The organism is Pseudooceanicola spongiae (assembly GCF_014899185.1).
Taxonomy (GTDB): Bacteria; Pseudomonadota; Alphaproteobacteria; order Rhodobacterales; family Rhodobacteraceae; genus Pseudooceanicola; species Pseudooceanicola spongiae.
The window spans coordinates 2436069-2451993 of sequence record NZ_CP045201.1 but is presented as its reverse complement, the minus strand read 5'-3'; the positions used below and the strand labels follow the sequence as shown (position 1 = coordinate 2451993).

The 15925-nt window shown below is 65.1% G+C and carries 13 protein-coding genes; 11 read left to right on the top strand and 2 right to left on the bottom strand.

The window, feature by feature from the left end; translation table 11 throughout:
- Positions 1-5: 5 nt before the first annotated feature.
- The 11 genes from F3W81_RS11525 (at position 6) to F3W81_RS11475 (ending at position 13643) form a co-directional block, all read left to right on the top strand.
- Complete coding sequence (locus F3W81_RS11525; RefSeq protein ID WP_193079306.1) at positions 6-1181, top strand: ABC transporter substrate-binding protein; 1176 nt, start codon at positions 6-8, stop codon at positions 1179-1181.
- A gap of 84 nt (positions 1182-1265) precedes the next feature.
- Complete coding sequence (locus F3W81_RS11520; protein ID WP_193079305.1) at positions 1266-2225, top strand: TAXI family TRAP transporter solute-binding subunit; 960 nt, start codon at positions 1266-1268, stop codon at positions 2223-2225.
- Positions 2226-2297: 72 nt separating this feature from the next.
- The gene (locus F3W81_RS11515; protein ID WP_193079304.1) at positions 2298-4202 is read left to right on the top strand and encodes a TRAP transporter permease; all 1905 of its coding nucleotides are present in this window, start codon (positions 2298-2300) and stop codon (positions 4200-4202) included.
- Between the two features lie 232 nt (positions 4203-4434).
- Positions 4435-5118: an SDR family NAD(P)-dependent oxidoreductase gene (locus F3W81_RS11510; RefSeq protein ID WP_193079303.1), complete on the top strand. Its 684-nt coding sequence runs from the start codon at positions 4435-4437 to the stop codon at positions 5116-5118.
- A complete protein-coding gene (locus tag F3W81_RS11505) occupies positions 5115-6626 on the top strand; it encodes a sugar ABC transporter ATP-binding protein (protein WP_193079302.1) in 1512 nt (503 codons plus the stop codon). Before F3W81_RS11510 ends, F3W81_RS11505 begins: the two co-directional genes overlap by 4 nt.
- 41 nt (positions 6627-6667) lie before the next feature.
- A complete protein-coding gene (locus F3W81_RS11500) occupies positions 6668-7642 on the top strand; it encodes an ABC transporter permease (RefSeq protein WP_193079301.1) in 975 nt (324 codons plus the stop codon).
- Positions 7643-7704: 62 nt separating this feature from the next.
- Entirely contained in the window at positions 7705-8670 is a 966-nt protein-coding gene (locus tag F3W81_RS11495; RefSeq protein WP_193079300.1) for a sugar ABC transporter substrate-binding protein, read from the top strand.
- A 63-nt stretch (positions 8671-8733) separates the two neighbouring features.
- Entirely contained in the window at positions 8734-9822 is a 1089-nt protein-coding gene (locus F3W81_RS11490; RefSeq protein WP_193079299.1) for a Zn-dependent alcohol dehydrogenase, read from the top strand.
- Complete coding sequence (locus tag F3W81_RS11485) at positions 9819-10301, top strand: (2Fe-2S)-binding protein (protein WP_193079298.1); 483 nt, start codon at positions 9819-9821, stop codon at positions 10299-10301. The genes F3W81_RS11490 and F3W81_RS11485 overlap by 4 nt, the downstream gene beginning before the upstream one ends.
- Positions 10298-11344, top strand: a complete 1047-nt coding sequence (locus tag F3W81_RS11480; protein WP_193079297.1) for an FAD binding domain-containing protein — start codon at positions 10298-10300, stop codon at positions 11342-11344. The genes F3W81_RS11485 and F3W81_RS11480 overlap by 4 nt, the downstream gene beginning before the upstream one ends.
- Positions 11345-11348: 4 nt before the next feature.
- Positions 11349-13643, top strand: coding sequence for a xanthine dehydrogenase family protein molybdopterin-binding subunit (locus tag F3W81_RS11475; RefSeq protein ID WP_193079296.1), 2295 nt, complete (start codon positions 11349-11351; stop codon positions 13641-13643).
- A gap of 275 nt (positions 13644-13918) precedes the next feature.
- Here the strand turns inward: F3W81_RS11475 and F3W81_RS11470 are convergent, their stop codons facing one another.
- Positions 13919-14929, bottom strand: coding sequence for an ABC transporter ATP-binding protein (locus F3W81_RS11470; protein WP_193079295.1), 1011 nt, complete (start codon positions 14927-14929; stop codon positions 13919-13921).
- Complete coding sequence (locus F3W81_RS11465) at positions 14926-15921, bottom strand: ABC transporter ATP-binding protein (RefSeq protein ID WP_193079294.1); 996 nt, start codon at positions 15919-15921, stop codon at positions 14926-14928. The genes F3W81_RS11470 and F3W81_RS11465 overlap by 4 nt, the downstream gene beginning before the upstream one ends.
- Positions 15922-15925: the final 4 nt, after the last annotated feature.

Genomic DNA, 15925 nt, shown 5'->3' with positions numbered 1-15925 from the left:
GACACATGAAACTGCGTACCACTCTGCTTTCTGCGGTGGCCATCCTGGCGGCACTGCCGGCCTTTGCCGGTGACACGATCAAGATCGGCAATATCGTCGCCAGCTCGGGCTTTCTGAAAAGCGTCGGGGAAAGCGCCGAGACCGCCTTTGACATCGCGGTGAGGGAAATCAACGACGCCGGTGGCGTCAACGGCAAGCCGATCGAGCTGATCCGCTATGACTCCGGGTCCGATCCGCGTCAGGCGTCGGTCGGTGCGCGTAAGCTGATCCAGGATGATGACGTGCTGGCGATCCTGGGGCCGTTCTCATCCGGTGAGGCGCGCGTGGCGCTGAATGATGCCGACCGCTTCAAGGTGCTGATGATCCCGACCGCTGCCTCGGCCCCCGGTCTGACGGATGAGAGCAAATATGGCTGGCGTCTGACCGAGGACGAGAGCAAGCAGTTCGGGCGTTTGCTGGCGGCGCTGACCGCCTCGGACATCCCGCACAAGACGGCCGAGATCGTCTATGTCTCGGACGAGGTTGTCGCCAATGCGGCGGGTACCGAGCTCTATCCGACGCTGATGAAAGCGGCGGGGATTGAAGTGGGCGAGCCGATCCCGGTGCAGTTCAAGAGCTTTGACATGTCCGCGCAGGTGGCGACGATCATGAAGACCAACCCTGATATCGTGGCCGTGGCTGGCCTGCCGCAGAGTGCGTCCAAGGTCATCAAGGAGTTGCGCCGTCAGGGCTATGAGGGCCGCGTCATCGGCAGTCAGATCTTCGCCGACCCCAATATCGTCGAGCTGTTCGGCCCCGAGGGCGATGGCACGCTGGTGGTGGCGGGCTTCTGGCCGGGTCGCACCGAGGCTGCCACGACCTTCAACACCGAATTCCTGAGCGAACTTGAGGCCAAGGGTATTCACAAGCTGGGCGCGCACCACACCGACGCACAGGCCTATGACGGCGTCTACCTGCTGAAGCAGCTGATGGAGAAGACCGGAGTCACCGGTGACGAGGACAAGGTTGACGAAGAGCGCGCGGAAATGGCCGCCGCGATGGAGGGGATTTCCTTCAACGGCATCGTGGGCGACGACATCTGTTTCGTCGGTCATGACGCCGAACTGCCCGGCTATGTGATCGAGGTCACGGGCGGCAAATGGACCAAGTTCGCCGAAGCCCCCGCCGACAAATGTGAATGAAGCATCGCCCGCCGCCAAGATCGCGGCGGGCCTTTTGCCACGAATTTCCGGCTTTCGCGGCCACCCCATAACGGGAGAACTCTGATGTTCCACACCCCCATTCTTCGCAAGTTCGCTCTGGCCACGGCTCTGGCGATTTTCACCACCGGCGCTGCCATGGCGCAGACCGTCGCCATCGGCACGACCAAGGGCGGCGCGACGGCGCAGCTGTCGAACGCGCTGGCGGCGGTCATTTCCGACAGCTCTGATCTGCTGGTGCGCCCGCAGGCCATGGGCAATACCTCGCAATACCTGCCGCTGGTCGATGGTGGCCGGATGGAGCTGGGCATCGGCAACTTGCCGCAGGCGACCTTTGCCGTTCTGGGCGAGGGGATGTCCGAGGGTCAGCCGATGCCGAACCTTCGGATGGTGGCGACGCTGGTGCCCTTCGATGTCGGGCTGATGGTGGCAAGCAAGCTCGGGATTTCGGACATCAAGGGGCTTGCGGGCAAGAAGGTGCCGAAGTTCGCGGACGGATCGCTGGGCGATTACATCATCAAGGCGGCGCTGAGCACGGCGGATCTGAGCTATGATGACGTGACACCGGTGCCGACGGCGAACTTTCCCGCCATGTTCCAGGCGATCAAGGATGGCATCACGGATGTGACCATCGCCACGGTCGGTTCGGAATCCACCTATGATATCGAGGCTGCGGTTGGCGGCGTCACCTTCCTGACGATGAAAGAGGGCGATGGCGAAGCGCTGGACAAGGTTCTGCCCGGCACTGAGCTGAAGACCTGGGACGGCAGCAAAGAGATGCCCGGCATTGCGGCGGGCACCATCACCTACAGCTACCCCTACATGCTGTTCGCCAATGCCGATGTCCCGGACGAGATCATCACTCAGGTCGCCAAATCGCTCTATGAGGGTGAAGAGGCGCTGAAGGCGAATGGCCCGCTCTGGGCGCCCTTCGATCCGGCCGGTTTGGCCAGCGCGCAGAAGCTGGACTACCACCCAGCCGCCGCCGCCTATTACAAGAGCGTCGGCATCTGGCCGGCTGAGTAACCGCGATGCCGGGTCCAGAGGTCTGGGCCCGGCAGCCGTGATAACTGACTGAATTGAAGTGCGAAATTTGCCATGACTGTCTCTCCCCTCCGCCGTAGTGCCGCGCTTTATGCCAGCCTCTTGTGTCTTGTGACACCGGGGCTGGCGATCGTTTGGGTGCTGTCACTGCCGCAGCGCGTCGGCCTGCTGGTCTATCCCGAACAGATCGCGGGGGTGATGCTGGGGGCGGCGATGTCGGTCATTTTCCTGAAAGGCATCGAGGAGAAATCGCGGCTGGCGGCAGGTTTGGATGCTGCACTTGCGGTATTGGGAAGCGGCCTTGCGCTCTGGGTCTTCCTGCGGTTCCCGGTTCTGGCCGAGGGGCAGTATACGCACCCCGTCGAGACGGCCCTGCTGGGCCTGCTGGTCACGGCGCTGGTGCTGGAGGGGCTGCGCCGCGCTGTTGGCTGGACGCTGGTGGTGATCTTTGCCGCCGTTCTGGCATACGCGCTGTTCGCCGATCACGCGCCGCAGGCCATCGTCGGGCGGCCGATACCGTTTCTGGAGGTGATGCAGTTTCTGGGCGCTGACAGTACCGCAACCTGGGGGCAGGCGCTGCAGATCGCGGCCTTCATCGTCGTGGTCTTCGTGCTGTTCGGCGGTGTGCTGATCGCCGTGGGTGGCGGAGATTTCTTCACCCAACTGGCGCTGAAGGCAGCGGGCAATGGCCCCGGCAATGCGGCGAAAGTGGCCGTCGGGGCCTCGGCGCTGATGGGATCGGTGTCGGGCTCGGCGGTGTCGAACGTCATGTCGACGGGTGTCATGACCATCCCGCTGATGAAACGCGCGGGCTTTCGCCCCGAGCAGGCCGGCGCGATCGAGGCCGTCGCCTCGACCGGGGGGCAGCTGATGCCGCCGATCATGGGGGCCGCGGCCTTCCTGATGGCCGAGATCCTGCAGGTGCCCTACCGAGAGATCCTGATTGCGGCGCTGCTGCCTGCGGCGCTCTACTACATCTCGATTTTCACGCAGATCGATTTCATTGCGCGGCGCGACAACATCGCCTCGATCGAGGACGAGGAGCGCGCGCCTGTCGCCACCATCCTGCGGCGCGGCTGGATCGCGGTGATTGCCTTTGCGGTGCTGCTGGTGCTGATCTTTCAGTTCCGCATGCGGGCCGAGGCGGCGGCAGTCTGGACCGTTTTCGCGATCTCGGCACTTGGTATTGGGGCAAATGCTGCGGGGCTTGGCGGCCTGTCGGCGCGAGGTCTGCTGACCTCGGTGATCAGCACCGGGCGCACGACCTGCGATGTGCTGCTGATCACGGCTGCGGCAGGCATGATCATCGGCTTGCTGAGCGTCACGGGCCTCGGATTCGCGCTGAGTTATTTCCTGATGGATTTCGGTCAGGGCAACCTGTTCGGGCTGCTGGTGCTGACGGGACTGGTGGCGATCATCCTTGGCCTCGGTCTCCCGACGTCGGGGGTCTATCTGTTGCTGGCTTCACTCGCCGCGCCTGCTCTGGTGCAGCTGGGTGTGCCGGATCTGCCGGCGCATATGTTCGTGTTCTACTACGGGATGCTGTCGATGATCACGCCACCGATTGCGATGGCGGCTTTCGCGGCGGCGTCGATTTCGGGCGCGTCGCAGATCCAGACCGGGCTGCAGTCGTTCCGCTTTGGCTGGATCGCCTATCTGCTGCCGTTCCTGTTCATCTACAAACCGGCGATCCTGATGCAGGGCTCGATCTGGGACGTGTCCTATGTCTTTGTCAGCGCGGTCGCCGCGCTGGTGCTGATCACCGGGTCGATTGTCGGCCACGCGCGGGTGCCGCTGAGCTGGGCCATGCGCGTCCTCTGGGGCTGCCTCGGGCTGGCAATGATGGCGCCCTTGCATGAGTTCGCGGGCTGGTCTGGCGAGTATGTCGTCTCGGCGCTCGGTCTGCTGGTTCTGGCGGCACCGATGCTGCGCACTGGTGCGGCGAAGGCGTCTGCCTAGTCTGCCGAGGATTTGTGCGAAAGCATGGGTCCCCAATATATCCGGACAAAATATCTCGTTTTGATTTGACTGGTACGGACAATATATCGCTAAACTCTGCATAACGTCCTAACCCATCCTGCCGCGCCTCTCACGGGCGGGACAGGGCAACTGGCAACAGGTTTCAGACATGGCATCTCTCTCCGGACAAAGAATTGTCGTTACAGGCGCGAGTCGGGGCCTTGGCCGGGCAATGGCTGTAGCGCTTGCGAAAGAGGGCGCAACGGTGATCGTGACGGGGCGCGATCCGTCGGCCCTGGCGCGGACCCAGACGGAAGTCGCGGCGATTGGGGGTACGAGCGAGCTCTATGCGCTGGACATCAACAACGCGGAAGAGGTCGAGGCTTTTGCTGAAAAGGTATGGACAAAAGGGCCGGTTGATACGGTTTTTGCCAATGCCGGGATCAGCCTGACGAAACCGGCGGTTGAGACGACGGACGCCGATATGCGCCGGATCATCGACGCCAATGTGATCGGCAGTTTCACCACCCTGCGCGCTTTCGGCACCCGCATGCTGGCGCGCGGATCGGGCAAGCTGATCGCCACCTCCTCCGACATCGGCATTCGCGGCTCGGCGGGCTGGGTCGCTTATGCGGCCAGCAAGGGGGCGCTGAACGCCATGGTCAAGACGCTGGCCTGGGAATGGGCGCCGAAGCTGACGGTCAACGCCATCGCCCCCGGCGCCTTCGCGACGGATATCAACGCGCATCTGCTGGAGCAGCCCGCGATCCTGCAGGCAATCAGCGACGAAACCCCACTGGGCCGCGTCGGACGGGCTGAGGAGATTGGCCCGCTGGCGGTCTTCATGGCCGGTGCGGGGTCGGATTTCATGACGGGCGAGATCATCAGCCTGGACGGCGGGATCAAGAAATCATGAGCGCCGAGAGTTTGCTTCCCCTCATCACCGCCACCGGCATTCGCAAGACCTTCGGGCCGACGGTCGCGCTCGATAATGCGCAGGCGGTGCTCTATCCGGGGGAAATTCACGCGCTGATGGGCGAGAATGGCTCGGGCAAGTCGACATTGCTGACCATTCTGGCCGGGGCGCAACCTGCCGACACCGGCAAGATCACACTGCGCGGGCAGGAGCTGGTCGGGCTGACGCCGGCCGAGGCGCGCCGCCTTGGCATTGCGGTTGTCTCTCAGGAACCTCAGCTGTCGTCGGCGTTGACGGTGGGTGAGAACATCTTCCTCGGGCGGTTGCCGACGACGGCGGGCCGCGTCAGCTGGCGTGAGGTGCATCGCCGCGCCGCCGAAATCCTGGCGGAGTTGCAGTTGGAGATCGATCCGCGCGCGCCGGTATCCTCGTTGTCGCTGGGGCGGCGGCAGATGGTCGAGATTGCCAAGGCGCTGGCCGATCGCCCGCAGGTTCTGCTGCTGGACGAGGCGACGAGTTCGCTCGACGAAGCCGACACCCGGACGCTGTTTGCGCTGCTGGCGCGGTTGCGGGCGGCGGGCACGGCGATTGCCTTCGTCTCGCACCGCATGACCGAAGTGATGGAACATGCCGACCGCGCGACCGTGTTGCGCGATGGCCAGTATATTGGCACGCGGCTGCTGTCGCAGACGGATGAGCATGTACTGGTGTCGATGATGGTCGGGCGCGATCTGAAATCGTACTGGCACAAGGCCGAGGTGGCGCAGGGCGAGGCGCTGTTGCGCATGGTCCGGGTGTCGCGCGGGCCGCTGAAATCCATCGATCTGACGGTGAACAAGGGCGAGATCGTTGGCCTTGCCGGGCTGGTGGGCAGTGGGCGCAGCGCCCTGTTGCGCACCATCGCCGGGGTCAAGCGGATGGAGGCGGGCGAGATGTTCGTCAACCGCGCTTCGGTGCGCATCCAGTCGCCGCGCCACGCCCGCCAGCTGGGCATCGGCTATGTGCCCGAAGATCGCAAGGGCGAGGGGCTGGTGATGCACTGGTCGCTCTATCGCAATGCCGGGCTGTCGCGGGTGGCGGCGCTGCGCGCGCTGGCCCCTGTGACGGAACGGATCGACCGCGCGGCCTATGCCAAGGGAACGGAGGGGCTGAAAGTGCGCACCTCGGACCCGCGTCAGGCCGTGTCGGAGCTGTCGGGCGGCAACCAGCAGAAGGTGCTGATCGCGCGCGAACTGGCGATTTCGCCGGAATTGCTGTTGCTGGACGAGCCGACGCGCGGTGTCGATGTCGGCGCCAAGGAAGACATCTATGCCCAGATCAGCGCGTTGGTGCAGGGCGGCATGGGGCTGATGATCGCCTCCTCCGAACTGCAGGAGCTGATCGGGGTTTGCGACCGCATTCTGGTGCTGTTTCAGGGCCAGATCGTGGCCGACATCCCGGCCGCCGAGGCCAGCGAGGAAGCCCTCGCCTACTGGGCCTCGGGCGCGCATTTGATCGGTGCGGCCTGAGCCTGACGACCCCCCTCTGACATAGCGAAGAAGAGCGTATGATGACCGCAGCCGATATCTCCCAGACCTCCAGCACGACCTCGCTCGCCACAATCCTGCGCCGGTATGCCGGGGTGGGGGCTGCGCTGGTTGCGCTGATCCTGTTCCTGTCGGTGACGCAGGAAAATTTCCTGAAGTATAACAACATCATGAACATCCTGCGGACCAATTCCGTGATGTTCGTCGCTGCCGTCGGGCTGACCTTCGTGATCATCAGTCAGGGGCTGGATCTGTCTGTCGGGTCGATGACGGCGCTCGGCGGGGTGTTCCTGGCCGAGCTGCTGACCTCGGGCGTCGGGGCCTGGCCGGCGATTGCGCTGACGATTCTGGCCTGCACCTTTCTGGGCGCGGTCGTGAATGGGGGGCTAATTGCCTACGGAGGGTTCAACTTCTTCGTCGTCACGCTGGCGATGATGCAATTGCTGCGTGGCGCGGCGCTGGTGATTTCGAACGGCGTGCCGGCTTCGACCTTCATGTGGGACCCGGTGCAATGGGTCGGCGATGGCGTGGTTGCGGGGCTGCCGGTGCCGGTCGTGCTGGCGGTGCTGATCGGCATTCTGGGCTACGCCGTGATGCGCTGGACGCGGTTCGGTCGCTCGGTCTACGCGGTTGGCGGGAACGAGACGGCGGCGCGGCTGGCGGGCATCAACGTCAAACAGGTGCGTGTCGCGGTCTACGGTATTTCCGCCGCCTGCGCCGGGGTGTCGGCGATCATGCTGACGGGGCGGCTGACGTCATCTCAGCCGGTCAGTGCCGCCTTGGGGCTTGAGCTTTCGGCGGCGGCGGCAGTGCTGCTGGGCGGGGCGAGCTTTTCTGGCGGTGCGGGCAATATCGGCGGCACGGCCATCGGGGTGCTGTTTCTGAGCGTGCTGGCCAATGGCATCACGCTCGCCGGCGTGCCGTCCTACTGGCAGGGCATCGCCACGGGCGCCGTGCTGATCGCGGCCATCGCGCTGGACCGCATCCGCGCCAAATAACACGACATTTCAATAACAAGAGCAGGGCAAAAGCCCGCATCCCCCAACTCGGAGTATGATTTATGCGATACCTCAAGACACTGATGGTCAGCACGGCGCTGGTCTCTGCCAGCCTCAGCACCGCGCAGGCGGACGAGCCTTTCGTCGTCGGCATCCTCGGCGCCAACTACGCCATTCCTGCCGCCCGCGCCCAGTACGAGGGCGTTGCCGCGGGCCTGAAAGAGCGCGGGATCGAGTACAAGTTCCTCGACGCGATGATCGACATCAATCGGCAGGTGTCGCAGATCGACCAGTTCGTGACCGAGGGCGTCGATGCGCTGGTGATCAACGTGGCGGGCGACCCCAATGCGGTTCTGGCGCCGCTGAAGCGGGCTGAGGCTGCGGGCATCCCGGTGTTCGGCATCGGCGGCACGCCGGGGTTTGACGCGCTGCTGGTGCAGGCGGATATTCCGTCCGCCGAGCAGGGCGTGCGTTCGGGCGAATACATGTGCAAGGTCACGGGCGGCAAAGGCGAAGTGGCGATGATCAAGACGATCGAGCTGCCGACGCTGTCGCCGCGCTGGGACATGTTCCGCGAGACGATTCAGAAGCAGTGCCCGGACCTCAAGATCGTCGCCGAGGAACGCGCCATTCCCGACGATTCCGCCACCGCCCGCCCGATTGCCGAAAACCTGCTGACCCGCTTTCCCGATCTGACGGCGATCTGGACCTCGGGCGATGGCCCGGCGCTTGGCGCGGGTCTGGCGGCGAAATCGGCGGGGCGTGACATCATCGTCACCGGGCTGAACGGCGAAGCCTTCGCACAGGCCGGGATCAAGCAGGGCTTGATCAACGCCAGCTGGGACATGGAGCCGGTGAAGGTCGGCTATGACCTGTCGGTGTGGGTCGCGGACATCCTGCAGGGCAAGGTCGAGAAACCCAGTCAGACGGTTGTTTTCACGCCGGAAAATGTCCCCGAGTGGACCGCCGAGACCATCGACCAGTGGAAGCCCTATGAAGAGCGGATCGACTTCCCCGGCCTTCAGTAAACCTTCCGTCCAAGCGCGGCCCGGCTGTCGGGCCGCGCGCATCTGTCTTGCGAAAGTCCCGCCATGAAAGCTCTCATCCTCAACGAAACCGGCCAGGCGCAGGAGCTGATCGACGATCTCGACATCGATCTGCCGCAGGAACACGAGGTGCTGGTGCGCACCTGCGCCTGCGGTATCTGCCACAGCGATCTGCATTTCCGTCAGGGCAAATGGACCAGCTTTCCGCTGCCGCTGGTGCTGGGGCATGAGTGTTCCGGTGTGGTGGAAAAGGTCGGCTCTCAGGTGCGTTATCTGCAACCGGGTGATCATGTGGTGGGCTGCCTGACACCGTTTTGCGGCGAATGCGAGAATTGCCTGCAGGGGCGGCCCAACATCTGCATAGGCGGTGGTCTGCAGCGGGCCGAGGGCGGACGGCCCCGTCTGTCGCGCAAAGGCAAGCCGGTGTCGCAGTTCGTCAATCTGTCGGGCTTTTCCGAGATGATGCTGGTGCATGAACGCGCGCTGGTGAAGATCGACCGCGATATCCCGATGGATGTGGCGGCGATCATGGGCTGTGCGATCACCACCGGCATGGGGGCCGTGTTCAACACCGCCAAGGTGCGGCCCGGCGAAACGGTTGCTGTGATCGGCTGCGGCGGTATCGGGCTCAGCGTCATTCAGGCGGCGCGGATCACCGGCGCGGGGCGGATCATTGCGGTGGACCGCTCGCCCCTGAAAGCCGAGGCTGCGAAGGCTTATGGCGCGACCGATGCGGTGATCGCGGATGGCAATGAGGTGGCAGCGATTGTCGAGATGACCAAGGGCGGCGTCGATCATGCCTTCGAGGCCGTCGGTCTGGCCGCCACTGCCGAGGCCGCCTTCAACACCACCAAGGTGGGGGGCGTCGCGACCATCGTGGGGCTGCTGCCTCAGGGTGAAAAAGTCAGCGTTGACAGTACGATGCTGACATTTGATCGGCGGGTTCAGGGCTCCTCCATGGGGTCGAACCGGTTCCGCGTCGATATTCCGCGCTACATGAAGATGTACGAGAGCGGCCTGCTGAAGGTGGACGAGATGATCTCGGCCCATATCGGGCTGAGCGAGGTTGATGCGGCGCTGGTCGCGCTGGATCACTCGGACGGGGTGACGCGCTCTGTCGCGATGTTCTCATGAGCGGTCTGGAGTTTGTCGTGAACGGGGCGGCGTGCGGGGTTGCGCTGGAGGACCCTCGGGTGACGCTGTTGGATCTGCTGCGCGACCGGTTGGGTTTGACTGGCGCCAAGAAGGGCTGTGATCGGGGGCAATGTGGCGCCTGTACGGTGCTGGTCAACGGCGCGCGGGTGAACGCCTGCCTGACGCTGGCCGTGGCGCTGCAGGGCGCCGAGGTCACTACGGTCGAGGGGCTGTCTGAGGGCGGCAATTTGCACCCCATGCAGCAGGCTTTTCTAGATCACGACGCCTTGCAATGTGGCTTTTGCACGCCGGGCCAGATCCTCAGCGCCATTGGTCTGATGAACGAGGGCGAGAGCGGCGATGACGTGGCCCGTGTGCGCGAAGGCATGAGCGGCAACCTCTGCCGTTGCGGTGCCCAGCCGGGGATTGTCGCGGCAGTGCAAGAGGTGCTGCAGGCTCATTCGAGCGGGTCAAGATGAAGGCGTTTCAGTACCTTAACCCAAAGACGCTGCCGGAGGCTCTGGCGGCGATGGCTTTGCCTGGGTCCGTGGCCTATGGCGGCGGCACCAACCTGCTCGACCTGATGAAGACGGGTGCGGCGACGCCTGATGGTCTGGTCGATCTGACCGGCGTGCAGGCCCTGCAGAGCATCACTTTGGACGATGCGGGCAACCTGCGCATCGGCGCTGCGGTGCGCAATGCGACGCTGGCGCGTGCGCCGCTGCTGCGTGCCCATGCGCCCATGGTGGCGGAGGCTCTGCTCTCTGGCGCGTCGGCGCAGATCCGCAACATGGCGACTGTCGCGGGCAATGTCCTGCAGGAGACCCGCTGCCCCTATTTTGCCAATCCGGACGCAGCTTGTGCGCGCCGCGATGGCGGGCAGGGCTGTGACGCCCGTGTCCATGCCGGGCGCGAACATGCTGTGATCGGCTGGTCCGAGGCCTGCCGTGCGGTGCATCCCTCGGATATGTGCGTGCCCTTGGTGGCGCTTGACGCCAAGGTCGAACTCAGCGGCCCGGAGGGCGTGCGTCTGGTCGCGCTGAGCGATTTCCTCACCCTGCCCGAGGAGACACCAAACCGTCGTAACCTGTTGGGAAGCGGTGAGATTATCACCGCGCTCGTGATCCCTGCGGCGGCAACCGCATTGGCCGGGCAGAGCCGATACCTCAAGGTGCGCGAGCGGACGTCGTTCGCCTTTGCGCTCGTCTCGGCCGCCGCTGCGGTGCAGATTGCGGGCGGCAAGGTCATCCGCGCCCGCCTTGCGCTCGGCGGGATCGCCCCGAAGCCATGGCGTGTGCCTGAGGCGGAGGAGGCGATGGTGGGGCGGGCCGCGACGCCCGAGACCTACCGCATGGCCGCTGAGATTGCCCTGCAAGGCGCTGCGCCATCTGGCGACAATGGCTTCAAGATCGAGCTGGCGAAACGCACGGTCGCGCGGGCGTTTGAATGGGCTGCTGCCGATGTTCCGGGCCTTGGTCGCGATCTGCCCGCGTCCGTTTTTGACACGATTCCAGAGGCTTGAGATCATGCCCGACGATTTTCGCAAAATTACGCCAGATGCGGATCATGGCTTCAGCATTGCCGCGCCACCCCGCCGGTTCGGCACGGGCGGGCAGTCTGCGGCGCGGCGTGACGGGTTGGCCAAGGTCACGGGTGCGGCGCGCTATACCGCAGACGTTTCGCCCGCAAAGGCGCTGCATGGGGTGATCGTCTCGGCGCGGATTGCGCGGGGGCGGGTGGCCGCGATGAACGTGGCGGCAGCGATGGCGCACCCCGGGGTGGTCGAGGTGATGACGCCGCAGAACCGCCCCCCTTTGGCGCAGCACCCGGATGAAAAGCGCCACCCTTTCAACTTTCGCCACGAGGCGCTGCAGGACGACCGGGTCCGCTATGCGGGGCAGGCGATTGCGATGGTTCTGGGCGACAGTCTTGAGGCCGCGACTGAGGGTGCGCGTCTGCTTGCCCCGGTCTATGAGGCCGAGGTGCCCCGTATCGGCTTCGACGCAGCAGAGCCCTGGACGCCGCAGATGGTCGGGTTCTTCGCCCCAGCAACCCACGAGATCGGCAATATTGCCAAAGGTTTGGCCGACGCCGACGTGGTGAGTGAGATCACCATGGACACACCGGCGCAGTTCCATAACGCGATGGAGCCGCATGCCATCGTGGCGGAATGGGTGCAGGAGGACGGCCGTGCGCGTCTGCTGCTGGACACGCCTAATCAGGGGCCGGTGATGACGGCAGGGCTGCTGGCCGGATACCTCGGGATCGCGGCGGAGGATGTGGTGTTGCGCACGCCGTTCATCGGGGGCGGCTTTGGCTCCAAGCTGATGATCTACGGGGCGATGGTGCTGACAGCGCTGGCGGCGCGGGCGCAGGGCCGAGCGGTCAAGACGGTGCTGACACGGGCGCAGATGTACGGCCCCGTTGGGCACCGCGCGGGTACCCGGCAAAAGCTGACGCTGGGTGTCGCCAGGGACGGCAGGCTGACGGCGCTTTCGCATGATGTTCAGGCGCTTACGTCCAGTTTTGAGGACTTCGTCGAACCGGCGGGGCGGGCGTCGCAACACCTCTATGCGGCGCCGAATTTGGCGATGTCGCATATCGGGCTGCGCGGGGACATCGGGACACCTCTGGCGATGCGTGCGCCGGGCGAGGCGAGCGGCTCTGCGGCGCTGGAGGTGGCGATGGATGTGGCTGCCGATGCGGTGGGCCTTGATCCGCTGGAGTTCCGGTTGCGAAATTATGCTGAGGTTGATCCCTCGACAGGACAAGCGTTTTCTTCCAAGGCGTTACGCGAATGCTATGCGCAGGGTGCGGCGGCGTTTGGCTGGGCGGGCAGGCCGCTGGCGGCGCGCAGTATGCGGGATCGGAGGGGGCGCTTGCTGGGCTGGGGCATGGGGACGGCGCAGTATCTGTGCACCATGTATCGCGGTGAGGCGCGGGTGATCCTGCGCGGCGACGGCAGCGCCGTGGCCGAGGTCGCGGGCGTCGATATGGGGCAGGGGGCCTGGACCATTCTGGCGCAGACCGCGGCGGAGGGCTTGGGGATTTCGCCGGAAAAGGTGCTGCTGAGATCGGGCAGTTCGGTGCTGCCGGATGGCTCGGTCGCGGGCGGTTCGGGGCATACGGCGACGGCGGGAACGGCGCTGTCGGAGGCTGGCAAGGACGTCGTGAAACAGCTGACGGCGCTGGCGTTGAATGACCCTAAATCGCCGCTTTTTGGCGCGGGAAACAGTGGGGTTCTGGCGGTTGAAGGGCGTCTTTTGCGCGCAGATAATCCTGCAGTTGGCGAGGCTTACGTCGATATCATGGCGCGTGCGGGGTTGCGTGACCTGACGGGCACAGGCGTGGGCGAACGCGCGGCGGAGAACGCGGAAAAATACGCGATGTTCAGCCATGGCGCGGTGTTTGCGGAGGTGGCGATTGATCCCGACCTCGGGCAGATTCTGGTGACGCGGATGGTGGGGGCTTTTGCGGCGGGACGCATCCTCAACCCGCGCATGGTGCAGAGCCAGCTGGAGGGGGGGATGATCTGGGGATTATCCTTTGCGCTGCATGAGGAAGCGGTGTTTGACCCGACCTCCGGCAAGGTGCTGAACGACGATCTGGCGGGGTATCACATACCGGTTCATGCGGATATTCCGGCGATTCAGACCATGACGGTTGAGGAAATTGACCCTTTCGTCAATGCGCTGGGCGTCAAGGGCGTGGGCGAGGTGGGGATCACCGGATCTGTCGGGGCGATTGCCAATGCCATTCGCCATGCGACGGGCTATACGCCGACGAAATTTCCTATCAGGATTGAGGACTTACCGCTTTGAGGGGCAGGCTGTGCACGACGCGGGCGGCCTAAGAGTCCGCTGCGGACGAGGGACTCGGGCGGCCCTTGGGCAGGCGAATTTCGGGCGGGTTGGAGGCTCTGAGAGCTCAAAATCGTGATGTCGGTATTGCGTCGGTATCTGAACGGTATCCGAACGGTGCGAAAAAGGCGGAAATCGACGAGGATGAACCTCGGCTTTGACCTCGGATTCGGGGGGACTCGGGGCGGTGGAATGGGCAGCGACGGCGGGGACGCCGTCGCTGTTTTTGCTCTGCCTCAGGCGACGGGGGCCGAAGCGACGGGGGCTGAGGCCTCGGCCGCGCCTTCGGGGAAGAAGCAGGCGGCCTTGTGGTGATCACCGTCGAGGGCGGGACGCTCGGCGCGGCATTTGTCCTGCACCTTCCAGCACCGCTCGGCAAAGGGGCAGCCGGGCGGGATGTTGAGGGGCGAGGGCAGCTCGCCCTGCAGGCGGATGCGGGTCGAGGTGCCGCGCGGGTCGGCCTTGGGCGTCGCCGAGAGCAGGGCCTTGGTGTAGGGGTGGCGCGGGTTGGAGAAAACCTCCTCCTTGCTGCCAGACTCGACGGCGCGCCCCAGGTACATCACGATCACATCGTCGGCGACATGGCGCACCACCGAGAGGTCGTGCGAGATGAAGAGGTAGGCGAGGTCCAACCGCTCCTGCAGGTCGATCAGCAGGTTGAGGATCTGGCTCTGGATCGAGAGGTCGAGGGCGGAGACGGGTTCGTCCAGCACCAGCAGCTTCGGCTCCAGCACCAAAGCGCGGGCGATGGCGATGCGCTGGCGTTGCCCGCCGGAGAACATGTGCGGGTAACGGTCGTAGTGTTCGGGGCGCATGCCAACCAGCTGCATGATCTCGCGGACGCGGGCGACACGTTCGGCCTTGGGCATGTCGGGGCGGTTGATGATCAGCGGTTCTTCGATGATGTAGCCGACCCGGTGGCGCAGGTTGAGCGAGCCATAGGGGTTCTGGAACACGATCTGCACGACGCTGCGCAGGCTGGACCAGTCCGAAGGGGTCACCGCGCGTCCGCCGATCGACAGGGTGCCGCCGGTTGGCGTTTCGATCATGGTGACGAGGCGGGCGAGGGTGGATTTGCCACAGCCGGATTCGCCGACGATGGCGAGGGTCTTGCCCGGCAGCACCGAGAAGGAGGCACCCGCCACGGCGCTGAGGGTCTGGGGCTTGCTGAACATGCCGCCGCCGACATCGTAATCGCGGCTGAGGTTGTCGGCAGTGACGATGGGTTTGAGGAGCGCGTCTGTCATTGGGTGACCTTTTGCGGCGTCGTGGCCCCGATGGGGTAGTGGCAGCGGGCGCGGCCCAGTGCGGGCGGTTGCACGGGGGGTTGGGTGCCTCGGCAGGTGTCATCGGCAAAGCGGCAGCGCGGCGAGAACAGGCAGCCGGTGGGGCGGTCGAAGGCGCCGGGGACGGTGCCGGGGATCGTCGGCAGGCGGCGTTCGGTGGCGCGTTCCGGCAGGGCGGCCAGCAGGGCGGCGGTATAGGGGTGATAGGGGTGGTCGAAGAGGTCGATGACCGGCTGATCCTCGACCTTCTGCCCGGCGTATTGGACACAGACGCGCTCCGCCGTTTCGGCGACGACGCCCATGTCGTGGGTGATCAGGATCAGCGTCATGCCGGTGTCGTTCTGCAGGCCCGTCAGCAGGTCGAGGATCTGCGCCTGAATGGTGACATCCAGCGCCGTTGTCGGTTCATCCGCGATCAGCAGGCGGGGACGGCAGGCGATGGCCATGGCGATCATCACGCGCTGGTTCATGCCGCCCGACAGCTGAAAGGGGAAGGCCTTGAGGCGGCGTTCGGGGTCGGGCATGCCGACCATCTCCAGCAGCTCGATGGCGCGGGCGTGGCGGTCTCGGGCGTTCAGGCCGAGGTGCTGGCGCAGCGCCTCTTTCAGCTGAAAGCCGATGGTGAAGCAGGGGTTGAGGGACGACATCGGCTCTTGAAAGATCATCGCCATGTCGCGGCCGATCAGGCGGCGGCGGGCCGGGCCGCTGAGATTGCGCAGGTCGGTGCCGTCGAAGGTGATCTCGTCGGCGGTGATCTTGGCGGTCCAGGGCAGCAGGCCCATGACGGCCAGCATCGACACGGACTTGCCCGAGCCGGATTCGCCGACGATGGCCAGCAGCTCGCCCGAGGCGACGTCGAGGTCGATGCCGTCGACGGCGCGGAACAGCCCGCTGGACGTGGTGAAATCGACCGACAGGTTGCGGATGCGCAGCAGGGGGGTGGGGTCTGACATGGGT